General features: G+C 62.0%; 19 protein-coding genes. 8 read left to right on the plus strand and 11 right to left on the minus strand.

What is annotated here, in order from left to right; genetic code table 11:
• The 4 genes from LDL37_RS13675 to LDL37_RS13690 all read right to left on the minus strand — a co-directional run.
• Nucleotides 1–342: polysaccharide biosynthesis protein (locus LDL37_RS13675; RefSeq protein ID WP_290799326.1), on the minus strand; the 342-nt coding region annotated here is incomplete at its 3' end.
• Nucleotides 343–371: 29 nt separating this feature from the next.
• Nucleotides 372–1,184: a WecB/TagA/CpsF family glycosyltransferase gene (locus LDL37_RS13680; protein ID WP_290799328.1), complete on the minus strand. Its 813-nt coding sequence runs from the start codon at nt 1,182–1,184 to the stop codon at nt 372–374.
• Between the two features lie 57 nt (nt 1,185–1,241).
• The gene (locus LDL37_RS13685; protein WP_290799330.1) at nt 1,242–1,910 is read right to left on the minus strand and encodes an OmpA family protein; all 669 of its coding nucleotides are present in this window, start codon (nt 1,908–1,910) and stop codon (nt 1,242–1,244) included.
• A gap of 226 nt (nt 1,911–2,136) precedes the next feature.
• On the minus strand, nt 2,137–3,918 hold the full coding sequence (locus tag LDL37_RS13690) for a serine protease (RefSeq protein ID WP_290799332.1): 1,782 nt from the start codon (nt 3,916–3,918) through the stop codon (nt 2,137–2,139).
• A 240-nt stretch (nt 3,919–4,158) separates the two neighbouring features.
• Here LDL37_RS13690 and LDL37_RS13695 point away from each other — a divergent pair, with 240 nt between their 5' ends.
• Nucleotides 4,159–5,160, plus strand: coding sequence for a 2-oxoglutarate and iron-dependent oxygenase domain-containing protein (locus LDL37_RS13695; RefSeq protein WP_290799334.1), 1,002 nt, complete (start codon nt 4,159–4,161; stop codon nt 5,158–5,160).
• Nucleotides 5,161–5,206: 46 nt separating this feature from the next.
• Here LDL37_RS13695 and LDL37_RS13700 read toward each other — a convergent pair whose 3' ends face one another.
• From LDL37_RS13700 to LDL37_RS13720, 5 genes are all read right to left on the minus strand, one after another.
• A complete protein-coding gene (locus LDL37_RS13700; RefSeq protein WP_290799352.1) occupies nt 5,207–7,102 on the minus strand; it encodes a M2 family metallopeptidase in 1,896 nt (631 codons plus the stop codon).
• 102 nt (nt 7,103–7,204) lie between these two features.
• Nucleotides 7,205–7,663 (minus strand): YaiI/YqxD family protein, encoded by a 459-nt coding sequence (locus LDL37_RS13705; RefSeq protein ID WP_290799354.1) that lies wholly within the window; start codon nt 7,661–7,663, stop codon nt 7,205–7,207.
• Between the two features lie 178 nt (nt 7,664–7,841).
• Nucleotides 7,842–8,510, minus strand: a complete 669-nt coding sequence (gene mtgA / locus LDL37_RS13710; RefSeq protein WP_290799356.1) for a monofunctional biosynthetic peptidoglycan transglycosylase — start codon at nt 8,508–8,510, stop codon at nt 7,842–7,844.
• 150 nt (nt 8,511–8,660) lie between these two features.
• Nucleotides 8,661–9,647 carry a WD40 repeat domain-containing protein gene (locus LDL37_RS13715; protein WP_290799336.1) on the minus strand — a complete coding sequence of 329 codons (987 nt, stop codon included), beginning with the start codon at nt 9,645–9,647 and terminating at the stop codon, nt 8,661–8,663.
• A 323-nt stretch (nt 9,648–9,970) separates the two neighbouring features.
• Nucleotides 9,971–11,131: a GTP-binding protein gene (locus tag LDL37_RS13720; RefSeq protein WP_290799338.1), complete on the minus strand. Its 1,161-nt coding sequence runs from the start codon at nt 11,129–11,131 to the stop codon at nt 9,971–9,973.
• A gap of 265 nt (nt 11,132–11,396) precedes the next feature.
• On the opposite strand from LDL37_RS13720, the gene rplU reads away from it, so the two are divergent.
• From rplU to rlmH, 7 genes are all read left to right on the plus strand, one after another.
• Nucleotides 11,397–11,915: a 50S ribosomal protein L21 gene (gene rplU / locus LDL37_RS13725; protein WP_126421656.1), complete on the plus strand. Its 519-nt coding sequence runs from the start codon at nt 11,397–11,399 to the stop codon at nt 11,913–11,915.
• Nucleotides 11,916–11,941: 26 nt separating this feature from the next.
• Nucleotides 11,942–12,211 carry a 50S ribosomal protein L27 gene (gene rpmA, locus LDL37_RS13730; RefSeq protein ID WP_126421658.1) on the plus strand — a complete coding sequence of 90 codons (270 nt, stop codon included), beginning with the start codon at nt 11,942–11,944 and terminating at the stop codon, nt 12,209–12,211.
• A gap of 445 nt (nt 12,212–12,656) precedes the next feature.
• Nucleotides 12,657–13,289 carry a GNAT family N-acetyltransferase gene (locus tag LDL37_RS13735; protein WP_290799342.1) on the plus strand — a complete coding sequence of 211 codons (633 nt, stop codon included), beginning with the start codon at nt 12,657–12,659 and terminating at the stop codon, nt 13,287–13,289.
• A 131-nt stretch (nt 13,290–13,420) separates the two neighbouring features.
• Nucleotides 13,421–14,473, plus strand: coding sequence for a GTPase ObgE (gene obgE / locus LDL37_RS13740; protein WP_290799344.1), 1,053 nt, complete (start codon nt 13,421–13,423; stop codon nt 14,471–14,473).
• Between the two features lie 116 nt (nt 14,474–14,589).
• Nucleotides 14,590–15,264: a nicotinate-nucleotide adenylyltransferase gene (locus LDL37_RS13745; RefSeq protein ID WP_290799346.1), complete on the plus strand. Its 675-nt coding sequence runs from the start codon at nt 14,590–14,592 to the stop codon at nt 15,262–15,264.
• Between the two features lie 144 nt (nt 15,265–15,408).
• Complete coding sequence (gene rsfS, locus LDL37_RS13750) at nt 15,409–15,777, plus strand: ribosome silencing factor (RefSeq protein WP_041658436.1); 369 nt, start codon at nt 15,409–15,411, stop codon at nt 15,775–15,777.
• An 89-nt stretch (nt 15,778–15,866) separates the two neighbouring features.
• The gene (rlmH, locus tag LDL37_RS13755; protein ID WP_290799348.1) at nt 15,867–16,358 is read left to right on the plus strand and encodes a 23S rRNA (pseudouridine(1915)-N(3))-methyltransferase RlmH; all 492 of its coding nucleotides are present in this window, start codon (nt 15,867–15,869) and stop codon (nt 16,356–16,358) included.
• On the opposite strand, the gene LDL37_RS13760 is transcribed toward rlmH, so the two are convergent.
• Together LDL37_RS13760 and LDL37_RS13765 are read right to left on the minus strand one after the other, a co-directional pair.
• Nucleotides 16,355–17,140: a hypothetical protein gene (locus LDL37_RS13760; RefSeq protein ID WP_290799350.1), complete on the minus strand. Its 786-nt coding sequence runs from the start codon at nt 17,138–17,140 to the stop codon at nt 16,355–16,357. The genes rlmH and LDL37_RS13760 overlap by 4 nt on opposite strands.
• 1 nt (nt 17,141) lies before the next feature.
• Nucleotides 17,142–17,426, minus strand: coding sequence for an HPr family phosphocarrier protein (locus LDL37_RS13765; RefSeq protein ID WP_013477925.1), 285 nt, complete (start codon nt 17,424–17,426; stop codon nt 17,142–17,144).
• Between the last annotated feature and the right edge of the window lie 205 nt (nt 17,427–17,631).

Here is a 17,631-nt window from a genome sequence, read left to right on the forward strand (position 1 = left end):
CGGGTTATATTCGGCCGCCGGCACCTGTTTCAGTGCGGCGGCGTGCACCACCACATCGACGCCGCGAAAGGCCAGTTCCAGCCGCTGCCGGTCGCGGACATCGCCGAGGAAAAAGCGCAGTTTCGACAGCTTGTCGGCGTCATAGCGTTCTTCCAGCGCCTGACGCATCTCGTACTGCTTCAATTCGTCGCGCGAGAAGATGATCACCTTGCGCGGGTCGTAGCGGCTCAAAAGCGTGTCCACGAGCTTGCGCCCGAAACTGCCCGTCCCGCCGGTAATCAGCACCACCTTGCCCTGAACCGGGTCTCCGGCCGGGGCAAACTCTCGCAAAAGGTCACTCATGACACACCCTCACGCTGTCGCAGCGTCAGTCAGGGATTGTGGCGCGCGCCGCTTTCATATTGGTTAACGGGCGCACGGCGACGGCGGAACAGATCGGACAGGGCGCAGGGGATCAGCGTCCACGGTTCGATGAAATAGCGGCTGAACAGGCGCTTGGGTTCGTGGGCAAAGCGCACCAGCCACTCAATACCCAATTGCCCGGCCCAGCGCGGCGGTGTGTACATCACCCCGGCCTCGTAATCGAAAGCCGCACCGACCGGCAGGATGGCGCACGGCGGCAGACGGTCGAGCGCATTGAGAATCCACAGCTCCTGACGCGGCATCCCCATGCCGACCAGCAGCACATCGGGCTTATGCGCGGCAATGTCCTTAAGCAGTGCGTCGTTTTCGGGGCCCTTGACGTCGAAATAGCCGCTGCGCACCTCAAGTCTCACACGCGGGTGACGGCGCAGGATGGCCTCTTTCGAAAGGCCGTTATGTTCCGGGGCCCCACCCACATGAAACACGCGCCAGCCCTCTTGCGCGGCGCGCGCCCAGAAGTCTTCGCGGAAGTCGAGATAGGTGCAGCGATGGGCGCGGCTCATCTCGTGCCCCATCAGCTTGCCCCACAGGATCAGCGGGGTGGAGTCAATCTCGATCAGGTCGGCCTGCGCGTAAAAGCGGCGCATCTCGGCGCTTTTCTGAAAGAGGTAGAGGCTGTGCAGATTGTGGTTGGCGATAATGGTCTGCCGCCCGCGTGTGCCCGCGATAAAGTCCATGACCATATCGGGCGTCACGACGTCCATCTGCGCCCCCATCAGGGCGACACGATGCACAGGCAAAAGGCGGCAGGAGGGTTTCATGCCGCCAGTCTATTTCAGAGCCGTTGCGATACCGCTACTAAAAAGCGTTAACGAACCCTATTCCTGTACCGGGCGTAGCGTAATCTCCACACGGCGGTTCTTGGCACGGCCTTCCGGCGTGGCGTTCGAGGCGATCGGCTGACGCGAGCCCATGCCGGCGACGAACAGGCGCTGATTGACCACGCCGCGGCTGGTCAGGTAGGCCGCCGTCGAGTTGGCGCGGTCTTCCGACAGCGGCTCATTGATGGCGTCAGAGCCGGTCGAGTCGGCGTGACCGACAATATCGACATAGGTGGACGGGTACTTGTTCAGGATCGACGCCACGTCGTTCAGCACCGGGTAGAAGCTGGCGTCGATCGAGGCGCTGCCCGACGCAAAGGTCACGTCCGACGGCATGTTGAGGATGATGTTGTCGCCATTGCGCGTCACGGTAACATTGGTCCCGGCCAGTTCACGGCGCAGTTCGGCCTGCTGCTTGTCCATGTATTGCCCGACGGCCGCACCGGCCAGCGCGCCGATACCCGCGCCGATGACGGCGTTCTTGCGGCCCTGCTCACCCTTGTTGGTGTTGGTGGCGTAGCCGAGGCCCGCGCCGACGGCGGCCCCGATGATGGCATTGGTCTTGGTGTTGTCGCGCACGACTTCGCCGGTGACCGGGTCGGTGGTGGTGCAGGCGGCGGTCATCAGGGCGACACCCGCCAGGGCGATCAGAGCCTTATTACGCATAGTTGTCTCTCCAGTGTGCTGTGCGTTGCGGCGAGGAAGCCGTTAGAAAATTTAGAGCGATGAGGCGGCTCGACTGAGCCGACGCATGCTCTAAGTGCAGTTAAGCGCGTTCACATGAACCTAGGATGAAGCCCGTAAACAGCCAATATTCGGGAAATAAGGATTGACCGCAAATCCGGTAAATTTCAGGCGCACGCCTGTAAGAAATCCGTAAGGGTGGCGCGGATCAGGGCTTGGGCGCGGTCGGTTCCGGCGCCTTGCGGCACTTCCACACGGTTTCGGTTTCCGGTGCGAAGGTGAGGAAGGATTGCGCCAGTTGCCGCACCTTGCGCATATTGTCCTTCAGCGCCTCGGCCTGCCCCGCATCCTTGCCCGATGCGCAGCGCAGCGACCCCAGAGCCGCCCGCTGAGCCACATAGTCGCGGTGCTGTTCGGGCGTCAGGCGATAGTCGCTGCGTTTGAAGGTCAGGCCGTCGCGCGACAGCTCAAGCCGCGCCGCCGTAGGGTCTGAGTCGGACACGGTAAAGCGCAGAAGGGTGCCATTGGCCTGCACCTCATAAGGCGTGCGGCCATTAACGCAGGCATGGGCCGCATCAAATTCAAAATCCGTCGGCCCGACGCCGGCCAGCGGCTTGGGTGAGGCCTTGAGGTCCACATCGCAGGTCAGGCGCACCGGCCCGACCTTGGCGGCATCGACCTCGGCCTTTTGCGACATCTTCTGCACCACCGGGCTTTCGCGCAGCACAAAGGCGGCGGCGATCAGCACCACAAACACGGCCAGCGCGACCCAACCCCATGGGAAGGGGTGTTTGTGGTGCACCTTTTCGGCCTTGGCCTTGTGCGGATGCGTGTCGGCGTGCGGTGCCTCGGCCTCGGTATGCGGTGTCTTCGGCTTCGGCGGATGGCGACGGCGGATGATCAGCGCGATCAGCACCACGACCAGCACCGACAGCAGGACCAGAACGCCCAGTTGCAACTGATCCATCAGGGCGTTCATCTGCTCGGCCTTGCGCTGCTCCTCCAGGCGCTTGGCCTGCGCATCGCGATAGGCGGCCAGCGCGCGTGACAGGCCGTCATCCTTGATGATCTCGTCTTCCGACTTGGCGTAGCAGGGCTCAGAGGTGGTCTGCACCGACACGCCGGTCGATTGCAGGAAGGTGTAGAGCGCCGACACGTGGGTCGCCACATACTGCCCCGCCGGCACGTCCATGTCGCCGGTTTCCGACAGGGTGGACACCGCCGACCAGGTGTTGACGCCAACCACCTGTCCGCATTCATCCATCAGCGGGCCACCGGAATTGCCGGGGTTGATAGGCGCCGTGTGGAACAGGGTATCGACGCGCGAACCGTCCGGATTTGTCGAGGCAAACAGCGCGATGGAGCCTTGCGTCACATAGGCGTCGGCGGGCTCCAGCAACTCGGTGCCGCCGCGCTTAAGCAGGCGGTCGGTAATGCCCGGATAGCCCATGGCCACGATGCGCTGGTTCTTTTGCGGCACCAGAGACAGTTTGAGCGGCGAGATTTTCAGCCCGTCGGCGCGCAACAGCGCCAGATCGCCCTCTAGCCACGGCTTGACCAGCGTCACCTGCTGATAGGCGGCACCGGTGCCCTTGTGGGGCACGATATAGATTTCAGCCGAGGTGGCTTCGGGCGGCGTTTCGATGACGTGGTAGTTGGTGACGATATAGCCCGGTGCCACCACAAAGCCCGATCCCATGCCGACCGAATCGAGCGGCACCCCGCCATAGCCGCGATAAACGACCAGAACGCGCACCACCGACTGTTCTGAGGCGCTCAGGGCCTTGGTCGAATTGACGGGTTGCAGGGCCGGGTCAATCGCGGCCAGCGGCTCGGCATCGGCCGGAGGTGGGGGCAGAATCTGAGCGGAAACGGGCGCACAGACAAGCGCCGTCAGGGCCACTATCCCCGCCGCCAGCACACGACCTATACTCTGAATGGACCTGCCCACCGTACCGCCGGACCCGATATAAACACCACGATTACGCAAAGAATCGCTTCACGGCATCAAAACGACACCTGAGCGACCGGCGCAATCGAAAAATCGCCTGACAGTGTATATGTAAGGCCGACTGTGATAAAGTTATTCGCATAACAAGGGCGCGCCTTCGTTATGGCCGCCGCATCCCCGCCCGCCGATGCGTCATCAGGCCGCTTGCGTCGGTGACACGCAAACGTCATAAGGGCGGATATTAAACGTTTCATCTGCAAAGACCAAAGGCCCTCCCGCATGATGTCGTCGCCCACCGCGCTTTACGATTCCGCTCCCCTGTCCACCGCGCCGTCTATCGAGCCCGTGCCTCTGTCTCTGTACGACAGCGATGTGGACGCCTTTGCGCAGAAGCTGGGCGCGTCGTTTGAACGTTATGGCTTTGCGGTGCTGTCGGGCCTGTTTGAACCGAACGGTGCGGGTCTCGACAAGGGGCTGGTCGATAAGGCCTACGCCCTGACCAAAGACTTCTTCGATCTGCCGGTCGAAACCAAGTTGCAATATGATGGCCGCAGCGGCGGCGGTCAGCGCGGCTATACCGCCTTTGGCATCGAAACGGCCAAGGGCTATAAGGCGCATGACCTGAAGGAGTTCTGGCACGTCGGGCGTGACCTGCCGGCCGATCACCCCTATCGCGACCATATGGCCGACAATGTGTGGCCCGCCGAAGTGCCGGAGTTCAAGCCGACCTTCCAGACGCTGTACGCCGAGATGGACGGGCTGGGCAAAAAGGTGCTGAAGGCCATCGCCATCCACCTCAAACTCGCGCCCGACTTCTTCGATGACAAGGTGAAGTACGGAAATTCCATCCTGCGGATGCTGCACTATCCGCCGGTGACCGAGGCGGGCGCATCGGTGCGCGCCGGGGCGCACGGCGACATTAACGCCATTACCCTGCTGATGGGGGCCGAAGAACCCGGTCTGCAACTGCTGGATCGTGACGGCTCATGGCTGCCCATCACGCCGCCGCCGGGGGCCATCGTCATCAATATCGGCGACATGCTGTCGCGCCTGACCAACCACGTCCTGCCTTCGACCATCCACCGCGTGGTCAATCCGGCCGAAGCGCGCAAGGGCTTCTCACGCTATTCGATGCCCTTCTTCCTGCATTTCGAAAGCCCCTACCTGATCGAGACCCTGCCGGGCTGCATCTCCGAAGACCGCCCGGATCAGTATGCCGGCCAGTCGATCACGGCCCATGACTTCCTCCAGCAACGCCTGAGAGAGATTAAACTGGCGTAGCCGAAAACCCTCCTCCCCATGCTTTCGGCACAGGGAGGAGGGTACCTTACCACCCGCAGTTTTGCCCGGCGTTTTGCTTGATCAGCCACTCATTGAGCGGCTTGAAATAGGCCGCGACCGCTGAGGCATCGCCTTCGCGCTGACCCGTAAAGGCCGCCATGGCTTCGGGCCACGGCTTCGACTGCCCCATTTCCAGCATGGCGTTCAGCTTCTGACCGACCTCCTTATGGCCATAGATCGAGCAGCGGTGCAGCGGGCCTTTCCAGCCGATCTGATCGCAGGCGGCCTGCTGGAACTGGAACTGATAGATGTGGGCCAGGAAGTAGCGCGTATAGGGCACATTGCCCGGCACGTGATACTTGGCCCCCGGATCGAAGGCGTCGGTCGGACGCACGCCCGGCGGCACAAGGCCCTGATACTGCTGCACCAGCTCCCACCAGCGCGTATTGTACTGGGCCGGGGTGATCTTGCCGGAATAGACTTCCCAGCGCCAGCGATCGACCATCAGGCCGAACGGCAGGAAGGCCACCTTTTGCAGGGCCATTTTCAGCAGGTAGGGGATGTCCTCTTCCTCGCCCGGCACCTTGTCCAAGAGGCCGATCTGGTTGAGATAAACCGGGGTCACCGACGACAGGCCGATAAAGTCACCGATGGCTTCGTGGAAGCCGTCATTGGCGCCGTTCTTGAACAGGAAGGGCTGATCCTTATAGGCGCGCTGATAGTAGTTGTGCCCCAGTTCGTGGTGGACCGTATAGAAGTCCTCGCCATTGACCTGCGTACACATCTTGATGCGGATATCGTCGCGGTTATCGAGGTCCCAGGCCGAGGCGTGGCAGACGACTTCGCGGTCTTTCGGACGGGTGATCTGCGAGCGCTCCCAGAAGGTCTGGGGCAGGGGCGGCAGGCCGATCGAGGTGTAGAAGCCTTCGCCGGTCTTGACCATCTTTTCCGGCGTGTACTTCTTTTGCACCAGCAGCCTGTCCAGCGAATAGGAGGAGCCCTTCATGCCCTTGGGGGCCACGATGTCATAGATGTTGGCCCAGTCCTGCGCCCACATATTGCCGAGCAGGTCGGCACGGATGGGGCCGGACTTCGGCTGCACCGCGTCGCCATACTTCTCATTGAGGCGGCTGCGCACATAGCAGTGCAGGTTCTTGTAGAAGGGCTCAACCTGCCCCCACAGACGGTCGGTATCGGCCGCAAAGGCATCGGGCGGCATGTCATAGCCAGAGCGCCACAGGGCCCCCGTGTCGGCAAAGCCCAGCCCCTTCGCCCCTTCATTGGCCAGTTCGGCCAGTCGCGTATAGTCGCCCTTCATCGGCACGGAAATGGTGCGCCAGCCTTCGAACATGGCGCGAAGCAGGGCGGGGTCGCGGGATTCGGCCATCACGTTCGAGGCGTCGTCCAGCGTATAGACCTTGCCCTTATAGCTGAACTTGCCCGTAGCGTAGGTGGAATCGAGCGAGGTCGAGAGCTTGGCCATCTCATCGGCGGCCCCCGGACGGTCGGCAGCGGGCAGGACCAGAGACAGGCGCAGCAGGTTCAGCTTGCGCCGCGTGACGTCATCGACGGCCACGTCGTTGAACTTCGCGGCCCCCATGGCATATTTGACGCCCTCTTCGGTCAGTTGCGCATTGGCCTTCGATTCCAGCCACATGGTGTCGTGGGTGATGTAGGTGGCGCGCACCCACGCCACGCGGGCGGCGTATTCGCCGAGGTCTCCCAGCTTCTGTTCCGCCTCTTCGACATAGGCCTTGGCGTCGGCAGCGGTCGGCGCGGCGGCGGGGGCCGGGGCGGGAGTCTCGGTCAGGGCCGGAGCCTTTGGCGCTTCGGTTTTGGGGGTGTCGGCAATCGGGGCCGCGGCGGGCACCGTCGCACAGCCTGATAACACCACGCCGGCCACCAGCGCCGGACCTGCTACGGAAACCAGAAGACGCCGCATCATCCATACCCTCCTGAAGGAAAAACCGGACGGAGGGTGACGCCTGTTTTAAGTGTTCGTCAAGAGCGGTTAAGAATGAAACCGGTGGTCTATGCGCCCCGCTCACGGTTTCAGGCGACGCGCCTTGACCACCACCTGATCGAGGGTTTGCAGAAACTGCGAACGGTTTGCAGCGGAAAAGGGCGGCGGCCCGCCGGTGATTTCACCGGTCGAGCGGATATGTTCCATCAGGGCGCGCTGCGACAGGGCCGCGCCGATGGAATCGGGCGTAAAGGGGCGACCATTGGGGGCGATGGCATAGGCCTGTTTAGCCAGCACCCGTCCGGCCAACGGAATATCGTTGGTGATGACCACATCGTGCGCGGTCACCTGATCCGCGATCCAGTCGTCGGCAATATCCGGTCCGGCATCGACGATCATACGTTCGATCAGGGGCGATTTGGGGATCTGGATAAAGCTGTTGGACACCACGACGGTGCGCAAACCATAACGCCCGGCGACCTTATAGGTCTCGTCCTTCACCGGACAGGCATCGGCGTCGATATAGAGGGTGATGGGCAGGGGAGAACTCCTGAGACCTTAGCGCCTCCCCTGATTTCAGGGGAGGTGTCGGCGAACATAGTGAGACGACGGTGGGGTTAAAGCGGCGCGGGTTAACCCCACCGTCTTTTGTCGCGTCGCTCCAAAATCCACCTCCCCTGAAATCAGGGGAGGTGCTTTGATTTTCAGACGCCTTACCCTACTCCAGCACACAGGTCCCGATGCCGTTGCGGCGGACAACCCCGGCATTGGCGCGGATTTTGCCTGAGCGGCCCTTGACGTACTTGCCCGACTTGGCGGCCTTCCATTTCAGCGGGCTGGGCAGGATGGCCGCCAGACGCGAAGCCTCGGCCTGAGTGAGATCGTCCGCCGACTTGCCGAACCAGTATTGCGAAGCGGCCTCCGCCCCATAGATGCCGGGGCCCCATTCGGCGCTGTTGAGATAGACTTCCATGATACGCGACTTCGGCCACATCGTCTCGATCAGCAGCGTATAGTAAGCCTCAATCCCTTTGCGTACATAGGAGCGCTGCGGCCACAGGAAGGCATTCTTGGCGGTCTGCTGAGAGATGGTCGAACCGCCGCGCACCTTGCGCCCGCGCGCATTGTTGCGCTGCGCCTTCTCAATGGCGTTCATGTCGAAGCCATAGTGCGAGCAGAACTTGGCGTCTTCGGCGGCAATCACCGCCACCTTGAGATTGTCCGATATGCGTGAGGCGGGCACCCATTCGTGGTGGTATCCCTTGCCCTCGAAAATCCGCTGCACCATCAAAAAGGTGATCGGCACGGGCAGGAACCGATGCACGGCGACCGACGCCACGCTGAAGGCAAAGCCGCCGACGATCACAAAGACGAGCAGTCGCCCGATGCCGAATTTCGCCTTGACCCCCGCCACTGTTCGCTACTCCACGGCCCTCGCAAAGCTAGGGCTCAAAAATGCCAATCCGGACGCAGAGCCGCCTCAAGTCCGGATTGTCGATACCCACCCATAATCGGTCCCGCCGTCAGGCGGACCGGATTATGAAGCCTCAAATACCCACAGGTTGCCGTCTTCGTCGCCAAAGATCAAGCGGTTGGCCTCATTGGCGATGGCCAGCGCCGTGATGGGCGCACCCTTTTCGCGGCGAATCCAGTCGATCCCGGTCGATTGCAGCTCAGCCAGCCACACGCGCCCGTCTTCGAGCCCGGCCGCCAGTAGCGTCTCTTCGGGGGCGCCGGCGACAACCGACACCATGGTCGATTCTTCGGCGCTGATTTCCGACGCTTCTTCGCCCATCGGCCCGTTGGCCTTCAGGAAGGGCCACACCACCGCGCCATTGGCCCCGGAGGTGGCCAGCAACTTGCCCTTGGCGAAAAAGCCCATCGACTTGATCTTGGCCGGATAGCCGCCCATGCGCATATCCTTGGCATCGCTGATGCGCCAGCCGTGCAGAGCGTTTTCCTGCATGGCGGTCATAACGAACTTGTCGTCGGGCGAAATGGCGATTTTGGTGTGCGAACCGGCCCATTTGAGCAGGGTCGGCTTTTGCTGCGCGATACGGGAAAACCACACGGCCACGCCATTATAGGTCGCGGCATAGAGCTTACGCCCCTTGGCATCGAAGGTGATGTCCGACAGGCTGGACGTGTGCTCAAAGATCACCGCCGTCTTCTTCTGCGCGTCATAGACGTGCACTTTTTTGCCCGCAGCGGCCGCAATCAGCAGCGCCGCGTCGCTGACGGCCAGGGCATCGAACCACGCGCCCTTGGCGGCAAACAGCTCGACCGGACCCGATTCCTTCGTCGTCCACACCACGCGGCCATCATCGCCGCCGGTGACGATACCAACGCCCGACGGGTGGATGGCGGCGCTTAAGATGCCGCCATTGGGGTGGGCTTCGAAGGTGGCATCGGCGTCAGGAAACACGACGCGCCCGTCACCGAGCGCCGCGACGGGCTCATCGGCGGAATCGAACAGGGCGGCGACGACGTATTCGTCGAAATGTTTTTCATAAGCGAAGGGCATATCAGGTCCTCATACCCCTCCGGTCTGCCGGGGGAGGTGGATTTGGCCTAGAGCGTTTTTCGCTCAAGTGGATACCGGTTGAGCGTGAAAAAACGCGACAAACAAAAATTTAGAGCCTTATTTGGCTACGCCGAACGCCGTTCGATTCAGAATGAACGAAATGCGCTCTAAAGCAAAAGACGGAGGGGGCTTACACGGGAGGAGGGGCAAACGCCAGAGCTTGCCGTTAGATCGCAAGATACCCCACCACCACGCGCTACCGGGCGCGGTCCCCGGCTCCGGCCGCCCGGCTCCCCAGCAAGCTGGGTAGGTATAAATTTGGCTTACTGCGCGATACACGCCTCAAAACCGGCGCGCAGGGCGGCCTCATCGAGGTGGCGACCGATAAACACGGCGCGGCTCAGACGGTGTTCACCCTCTTTCCACGGCTGTTGCAGTTCGCCTTCGAGGATCATGTGCACGGCCTGAAACACCAGACGCTTCTCCTCGCCCTTGATGCTGAGGATGCCCTTGGCGCGCAGGATGTCCTGCCCCTTTTCGGCCAGCAGCTTATCGAGCCAGCGGGTGAACTTCACCCCATCGACCGGCGCTTCCGACGACAGGGAGACCGAGCGGATTTCATTATCGTGGATGGGGTTCAGATGGCCGTGCGCGTGATGAGAGTGGTCATGGTCATGATGGTCGTGGCCGCAGTGTTCGTCGTGCACGTGACCGGGCTCACCATGCGCCGGGTTATGGCCGTGGTGGTGGTGCCCGTGATCATGGCCATGATGGTGGTGATCATGCCCGTGGTCATGATCGCAATGGTCGCCGCAATCGGGGCCATGCTCATGGTGATTGGCGACCGATTCCATCTTGTCGAGATCGAACCGGTGCTGGTTCAGCAGGCTTTTGATCTCCACGCCTGAACGTTCGGCGCGCTCAATAGTGGCCAGCGGGTTGAGGCCACGGATGCGCGCTTCGACCTCATTCAGCTCTTCCGGCGTCGCCAGATCGGTCTTGTTGAGGATGACGTGGTCGGCAAAGGCGATCTGTTCCTTGACCACACGGTCGGTCTCCAGCGCCGAACGGAAGTGTTTGGCATCGACCAGCGCCGTCACCGAGTCGAGATAGGTGCGCGCCTTGACCTCTTCATCGACAAAGAAGGTCTGGGCCACCGGGCCGGGATCGGCCAGGCCCGTGGTTTCGACGATAATGGCGTCAAAGCGGCCTTTACGCTTCATCAGGCCGGACAGAATGCGGATCAGATCGCCACGCACCGTGCAGCAGACGCAGCCATTGTTCATTTCGAACACTTCTTCGTCGGCCCCGACGATCAGGTCGTTGTCGATGCCGATTTCGCCGAACTCATTGACGATGACCGCGTATTTCTGTCCGTGGTTTTCGGACAGGATGCGGTTCAGAAGCGTCGTCTTACCGGCCCCCAGATAGCCGGTGAGGACGGTAACGGGCGTTTTGGCGACGGAAGCGGCGGTATCGGCCATAGTGATTACCTGACAATCTATATAGGGGGCTATATAATTTGAGGCTTAAGTAGGCTTTTGCCGGGGGAAATCAAGCCTCGCGCGGACCGGGTGTCAGATTCCTGCGACACGGGCATAAACAGGCGTTGACTCACTGAGCAAAAACTATATAAAGCGCCCCTCTCTTCCGAGGGTCCTGCCCTGCGGAAAACCTGAAATTTTGCGCGAACCATTGGTTTTTATACCGGTCGGGTTTGCCAGTCACTAAAGCTTAGAGGCTAAACCGATGTATGCGGTAATCAAGACCGGCGGTAAGCAGTACCGCGTTGCGGCGGGCGATCTGCTCGTCGTTGAAAAGCTGGAAGGCGACGCTGGCGCTGCCATCCGTTTCGAAGAAGTGCTCCTCGTCGGTGACGAAGCCGGTGCCGTGGTTGGCGCGCCGCTCGTTGAAGGCGCTGTGGTCGAAGGCACGCTGATCGAAACCCGCAAGGGCAAGAAGGTGAAGATCTTCAAGAAGATCCGCCGTCAGGGCTATCGCCGCACCACCGGCCACCGTCAGCCGGAATCGGTCATCCGCATCACCGCGCTGAATGGCGCGGGCAAGTCGGCCGCCTGGGAAGGCACCGTCTCGCTGGTGACCAAGGCTGAGCTGGACGCCCGCGCGCGCGGTCTGGCCCCGAAGGCTCTGGCTGAAGCCGTTGAGGCTCCGGTCGTGGAAGCGCCGGTGGCTGAAGAGGCTCCGGCCCCCAAGAAGAAAGCCGCTCCGAAGAAGAAGGCTGCCGAAGCCTCTTCCGAAGAAGCGTAATCGCAACCGTTTAGAGGAGTTCAACAATGGCTCACAAAAAGTCCGGCGGCTCGTCGCGTAACGGCCGCGATTCAGAATCGAAGCGCCTTGGCGTAAAGCGTTTTGGCGGTGAAAGCGTCCTCGCGGGCAACATCATCGTCCGTCAGCGCGGCACCAAGTTCTTCCCCGGTGACAATGTCGGCCTTGGCCGCGACCACACCCTGTTCGCCACCGCGAACGGCAATGTGAAGTTCACCACCAAGCGTGACAACCGTTGTTACGTGTCGATCGTGCCGCTCGCCGAAGCCGCCGAATAAGCGACCTGATACAGATGCTTCAGGTCGCGCTTAGTCACTAAGCCGATCTGGACATGGCCTTTGAACGGGGAGTCCGGATCAGTTTCCGGGCTCCCTTTTCTTTTGGAGCAAGCGTCGAAAAAGGGGATACCGGTTTTTCGGGCCCCGCTTGCGACCACGAAAAAGAGACCCCTTCTCTTGTTCCCCGTTCGTCAGGCCCCATCTGGGGCGCAGTGGCCTTGCTAGAGGTCTCGGCGTCACAGGCATTTGCGAAAAGCTTATTTTCGCAGGGGCACGGGCGGCGGAAATTTTATGCGGTCTGTGTCACCTTAGGACCACATAAAAACCGAAACCTCCCGACATCCTAAACTGGGTCTGAAGACTGTCGGACCCATCGCACGCCGGCGTGTTTCCCGAAAGCGGAAGCCGTCCTTCGTCTTTATCTTTAAAGGAACGGGGTATCATCATGATCATCAGAACACCCGAAGCCCATGGATTCACTGGCTCTCATCCGGCTGTGGCAGGCCTCAAGCGCGAAGACCTGCGCGCCGGCCGCAGCGGTTACGCCGTGCAGACCAAGCGCCTTTATCTCAGCCCGCTGTGCCTGGATGATGTGGACGATGTAAAGGCGATCTTTGGCCATCAGTCGGTGGCGCGCATGACCCACGCCATCGCCCATCCGTTCAGCGACGCCGATGCGCGGGCCTATGTCGAAAAGGCGCGGCACAATTCCTCGCCGCGTCTGCCGGTGTTTGGCATCCGTGACGCCGACGAAACCCTGATCGGGGTGGTGGGTCTGGAGCGCACGACCTGCGGTCAGGCGTCAGGCCTGCATCAGTTCGGCCCGTCCGTCGGCATCTGCATTGCCCCCGAACATCAGGGGCAGGGCTTCGGTGTCGAAGCGCTCGAAGGCTTGATCGGCTACGCCGAACGCTTTGGCGGTCACCGGGTGCTGCACGCGGCGCACTTTGCCGACAATGCGGCCTCGGCGCGGATGCTGGCGCGGGCGGGTTTCCTGTACACCGGCCGCCGCACGGCGGAAACCTCGCTGGCCCGTCAGGGCATGCACGAGGCATTGCACATGATCCGGCTGCTTTAATGATCAAATTGAGCATAAGGCCTTTCGCAAAAATTTGATCTTCCCTTCAACTTGGTTCACAAAGGCGGCTTCCGCTCCCCGGCGGTAGCCGCCTCGCTTTTTGATCACCTCTCGCCCCTGATACCCCCCTCATGAAATTTCTGGATCAATGTAAAATCTTCATCCGCTCCGGCAATGGCGGCGCGGGTTCCGTGTCGTTCCGCCGTGAAAAGTTCATCCCGAACGGCGGGCCGGACGGCGGTGACGGCGGCAAGGGCGGTTCGGTGTGGGTTGAGGCGGTCGAAGGGCTGAACACCCTGATCGACTATCGCTATCAGCAGCATTTCAAGGCCAGCACCGGCACGCACGGCATGGGCCGTCAGATGCACGGCGCCAATGCTGAAGACCTCGTGCTGCGCGTGCCGGTCGGCACTCAGGTGTTTGAGGAAGATCACGAAACCCTGATCGTCGACCTCGACACGCCGGGGCAAAAGGTCATGCTGCTCAAAGGCGGCAATGGCGGCTGGGGCAATACGCGCTTCAAAGGCCCGGTCAATCAGGCCCCCGACTTCGCCCTGCCCGGTCAGGACGGCGAAGAAAAGTGGATATGGCTGCGGCTGAAACTGATCGCCGATGCCGGTCTTCTGGGCCTGCCCAATGCCGGGAAATCGACCTTCCTCGCGGCGTCTTCCGCTGCGCGCCCCAAGATCGCCGACTATCCCTTCACCACCCTGACCCCCAATCTGGGCGTCATTGATCTGGGGGCCGAACAGCGTTTCGTGATTGCCGACATTCCCGGCCTGATCGAAGGCGCTTCGGAAGGGGCCGGGCTCGGCACGCGCTTTCTGGGCCATGTTGAGCGCACCAAGGTGCTTATCCATCTGGTCGATGGCACGCAGGAAGACCCGGTCAAGGCCTATAAGGTCATCCGTAACGAGCTGGCCGCCTATGCCGAAGACCTGGCCAGGCGCCCGGAAATCGTCGCCATCAACAAGGTGGACTCGCTCGATGCCGAGGCGCGCAAGGACCTCACCAAGAAACTGAAGAAAGCGTCGGGCCAGACGCCCTACCTCATTTCCGGCGTCACCGGCGAAGGCGTGCGCGACCTGTTGTTTGCTGCCCATGCCAAAATCGTCGAAGGCGAGAAGGCCGAAAAGGCCGGCGACTCGCCTGCCCCTTCCACCTACGATCCGTGGGATAGATAAGGGGTGCTGTGGGGTGTCTTAGCGATCAGCTTCCCTGCCTCCTCCCCTGCGTCAGCGGGGGAGGTGTCGCGGCGCGCGCGTCAGCGTGGCGTCCGTGACGGAGGGGGCGCACGCTGATGTGGTTCGCCGGTCCTGCTCCCATATTTCATACGCTGAGCCACGGTGCCTTGCGGCCGGGATTCCATCTCGAACGCGGCATGAAGATCGGCCTGTTCGGCGGGTCGTTCAATCCGGCGCACGAAGGCCACGCCCATGTGGCCGAAACGGCGCGGATGCGTCTGGGGCTCGATCGCATCATCTGGCTCGTCTCGCCGCAGAACCCGTTGAAATCGAAGCGCGATACGGCTCCTCTGAGCGAACGCATCGCCGCCATCCGCCCCTTTGTCGGACCCAAGGACATTATCTCGGATTTTGAAACCCGCATCAGCGCCATCTATACGCTCGATACCCTGCGCGCTTTGAAGGCCCGCTATCCGGGGGTACAGTTCGTGTGGATCATGGGCGGGGATTCGCTGGCCAGCTTCCACCGCTGGCGCGGCTGGGTGCAGATCGCCCGCATGATCCCCATTGCCATCGTCTCGCGCCCCGGCGTCCTGATGAAAAGTCGGCTGTCGCCCACGGCCCGCCGCTTTGCCCACTACCGGCGCAAGGAGCGCGAAGGCCGCATCCTCAGCGGGCTTCCGGCCCCGGCCTGGGCCTATCTCAAAGGGCCACTGCACAACATCTCTTCGACGGCCCTGCGCGCTCAGCGAAAGAAGGCCGCCGAGGGGGAAACCCCGCCTTCATTATAAAATTGAAGGTGGCTGCATTACTAACCGTGACCTTGGCCCCTGTCTGTGCTAGGGTGAGGCCAACTTATCCACATATGGAGTAAAACCCTGTCTCGTCAGCTTGCGCAAGACGCGCATTCGGAACCCGCCGCCCCCCCGGCGGACATCGACCAAAGTACCGCCGATTTCGAGGAAACCTCGCTCGAAACCCTCATCCTGAACAAGCTGGATGATGATAAGGCGCAGGACATCGTGTGCATCGACCTGCGCGGCAAAAGCTCGGTGGCCGACACCCTGATCATCGCTTCGGGCCGTTCGCACCGCCACGTCGGCGCTCTGGCCGATCACGTGATGCGCGCGCTGAAAGACGCGGGCTTTGGCAAGGCGCGCGTCGAAGGTCTGCCGGCCTGCGACTGGGTGCTGCTCGATGCCGGCGACGTGGTGGTCCACCTGTTCCGTCCGGAAGTGCGCAGCTTCTACAATATCGAAAAGATCTGGTCGGTGTCGTCGAACCACACGGTCGATAGCCACTAATTGTCTTACACCTCCCCAGCTTGCTGGGGAGGGTTTCGACTATCTGCGATTTTGGGGGCCTCGCGGCTCCCTTTTCATTTTAGCGCTCTATGAAACTTATCCTCGCCGCCGTCGGCAAGCTCGGCAACACCCCGGAAAATACCCTGACGCGCGACTATCTCAGCCGCGCCACCCTGAGCGGACGCCCGCTGGGGCTGGGTCCGGTGGAACTGCTGGAGATCGAGCCGAAAAAGACCGCCAAGTCTCAGGACTCCGCGCTCAACAAGGCGCGGGAAGCCGAGGCCATTCGTGCGGCCCTGGGCGACGGCGTGTGCCTGATCACCTGCGACGAACGCGGCGAGCTTCTGACCTCGCGTCAGATTGCTCAGCGCGTCGATAAGCTGAAAGATTCCGGTGAGCGCAAGCTGGCCTTTCTGATCGGCGGGGCGGACGGGCTCGATGCCGAACTGGTCAAATCGGCGCGCTTTTCGCTGGCCTTCGGGCCGCAGACCTGGCCACACGCGCTGGTGCGGCTGATGCTGGCCGAGCAGATGTACCGGGCGACGACGATCCTCGGCGGATCACCCTACCATAGAGATTAGAATAGCTTTTCCGGCCGCTTCTGGAGCGTGCAATAGCCTTCTTCGTATTCACCCGGCCCTTCCTTGATCAGGGTCGAGCCCCCCAGCGGCAGCTTGCCGTCAGTGCGTCGCGCCAGATAGGCCCCCGTATGACGATCCAGCGTCACGCGCAACTGCGCACCGCGTTTGGTGCGCGCATTATAGAGATCGTAATAGTTGGCGCTGATCGTCACGCGGCAATCGAGCGTTTCGCAGGCCGTGTCCTTCAGCAGGCTCTGATGGCGCGGGTCGGCCATCACCATTTTGAAGCGCGCCGTATTTTCCGGAAAAACGTCAGACAGCGCCACTTCCAGATAGAATTGCCCTTTGGAGATCAGCCCCTTGGGGCCGACGACCTGGGTTTCGCACCTTAGATCGTGGGTGACGCTGGGGCTCAGCATCAGGGCCTCAGGCGGCTCGGCGGGCTCAGGCACCGGGGCCACCGCGATCACCGGCGGTGGGGGCGGCGCAGGCGGCACGGCGTGCGTCATCGGCGCGACCGGCATGGCCACAGGCGCAGGATGGGCGTCGGTTTTGGCGACCGGTGCCCCCTGTAACTGCGCATAGGGGATCGGCCCCTCCGGCAGCTTGGGCGCAGGCGCGACGGCCTTGGGCTTGGGTTTCGGCTTGGGGCGTGGCTTGGGCTTGGGCCTTGGCGCGCCCTCTTCCCCCACCGGTCCCGACGCGCCTTCGCCATCGGGCGGCTCGGCATGGGCGGCGCTGCTCAACAGCGCACAGGTGAGGAGGAGGGCGAGGCGTTTCATGTCAGGACTCTTCCCCGAAGCGGTCGGACACCAGCGCCACCAGCGCCTCGACGGCGGCCTGCGCCTGTTCGCCCTCGGCCTCGATGTCGATAAAGGTGCCCTTGGACGCCGCCAGCATCAGCAGGCCCATGATCGACTGCGCATCGACGCGCGACTCGTCTTTGAGCACGTAAATCTGTGCGTCGAACTGTGCCGCGGTCTTGACGAACTTGGCAGAGGCGCGGGCGTGCAGCCCCTTGTCGTTGACGATTTCGACGCGCGCCGTGATGGGAGTGGTGTCGCTCATGGGGCCCTGTACCGGTAGTGCGGCGATTTTTACCGCCTCTGTCTTAGCGGGGCGTTAACACCTGTTTACTCTAAGCGTAAATCCCCATTGGACGCACAGGGTGCGTAGAGAAGATTGGCCACGAAAAACACGAAACGAAGTTCGGCGTAGCCAAAAGCACGAACAGGGGCTGTTGAAGCTGCCTTGCCCGAAGGGCCTTTACCTA

This window comes from Asticcacaulis sp., assembly GCF_020217185.1.
Lineage (GTDB): Bacteria > Pseudomonadota > Alphaproteobacteria > Caulobacterales > Caulobacteraceae > Asticcacaulis.

What these genes read in the sequence shown, in the direction of transcription:
- obgE (WP_290799344.1), top strand. Translation starts at nt 13,421, where the DNA reads ATGAAATTTCTGGATCAATGTAAAATCTTCATCCGCTCCGGCAATGGC.
- LDL37_RS13745 (WP_290799346.1), top strand. Translation starts at nt 14,590, where the DNA reads ATGTGGTTCGCCGGTCCTGCTCCCATATTTCATACGCTGAGCCACGGT.
- LDL37_RS13695 (WP_290799334.1), top strand. Translation starts at nt 4,159, where the DNA reads ATGATGTCGTCGCCCACCGCGCTTTACGATTCCGCTCCCCTGTCCACC.
- rplU (WP_126421656.1), top strand. Translation starts at nt 11,397, where the DNA reads ATGTATGCGGTAATCAAGACCGGCGGTAAGCAGTACCGCGTTGCGGCG.
- LDL37_RS13760 (WP_290799350.1), bottom strand. Translation starts at nt 17,140, where the DNA reads ATGAAACGCCTCGCCCTCCTCCTCACCTGTGCGCTGTTGAGCAGCGCC.
- LDL37_RS13720 (WP_290799338.1), bottom strand. Translation starts at nt 11,131, where the DNA reads ATGGCCGATACCGCCGCTTCCGTCGCCAAAACGCCCGTTACCGTCCTC.
- LDL37_RS13680 (WP_290799328.1), bottom strand. Translation starts at nt 1,184, where the DNA reads ATGAAACCCTCCTGCCGCCTTTTGCCTGTGCATCGTGTCGCCCTGATG.
- LDL37_RS13685 (WP_290799330.1), bottom strand. Translation starts at nt 1,910, where the DNA reads ATGCGTAATAAGGCTCTGATCGCCCTGGCGGGTGTCGCCCTGATGACC.
- rlmH (WP_290799348.1), top strand. Translation starts at nt 15,867, where the DNA reads ATGAAACTTATCCTCGCCGCCGTCGGCAAGCTCGGCAACACCCCGGAA.
- LDL37_RS13700 (WP_290799352.1), bottom strand. Translation starts at nt 7,102, where the DNA reads ATGCGGCGTCTTCTGGTTTCCGTAGCAGGTCCGGCGCTGGTGGCCGGC.
- LDL37_RS13715 (WP_290799336.1), bottom strand. Translation starts at nt 9,647, where the DNA reads ATGCCCTTCGCTTATGAAAAACATTTCGACGAATACGTCGTCGCCGCC.
- LDL37_RS13765 (WP_013477925.1), bottom strand. Translation starts at nt 17,426, where the DNA reads ATGAGCGACACCACTCCCATCACGGCGCGCGTCGAAATCGTCAACGAC.
- LDL37_RS13735 (WP_290799342.1), top strand. Translation starts at nt 12,657, where the DNA reads ATGATCATCAGAACACCCGAAGCCCATGGATTCACTGGCTCTCATCCG.
- rpmA (WP_126421658.1), top strand. Translation starts at nt 11,942, where the DNA reads ATGGCTCACAAAAAGTCCGGCGGCTCGTCGCGTAACGGCCGCGATTCA.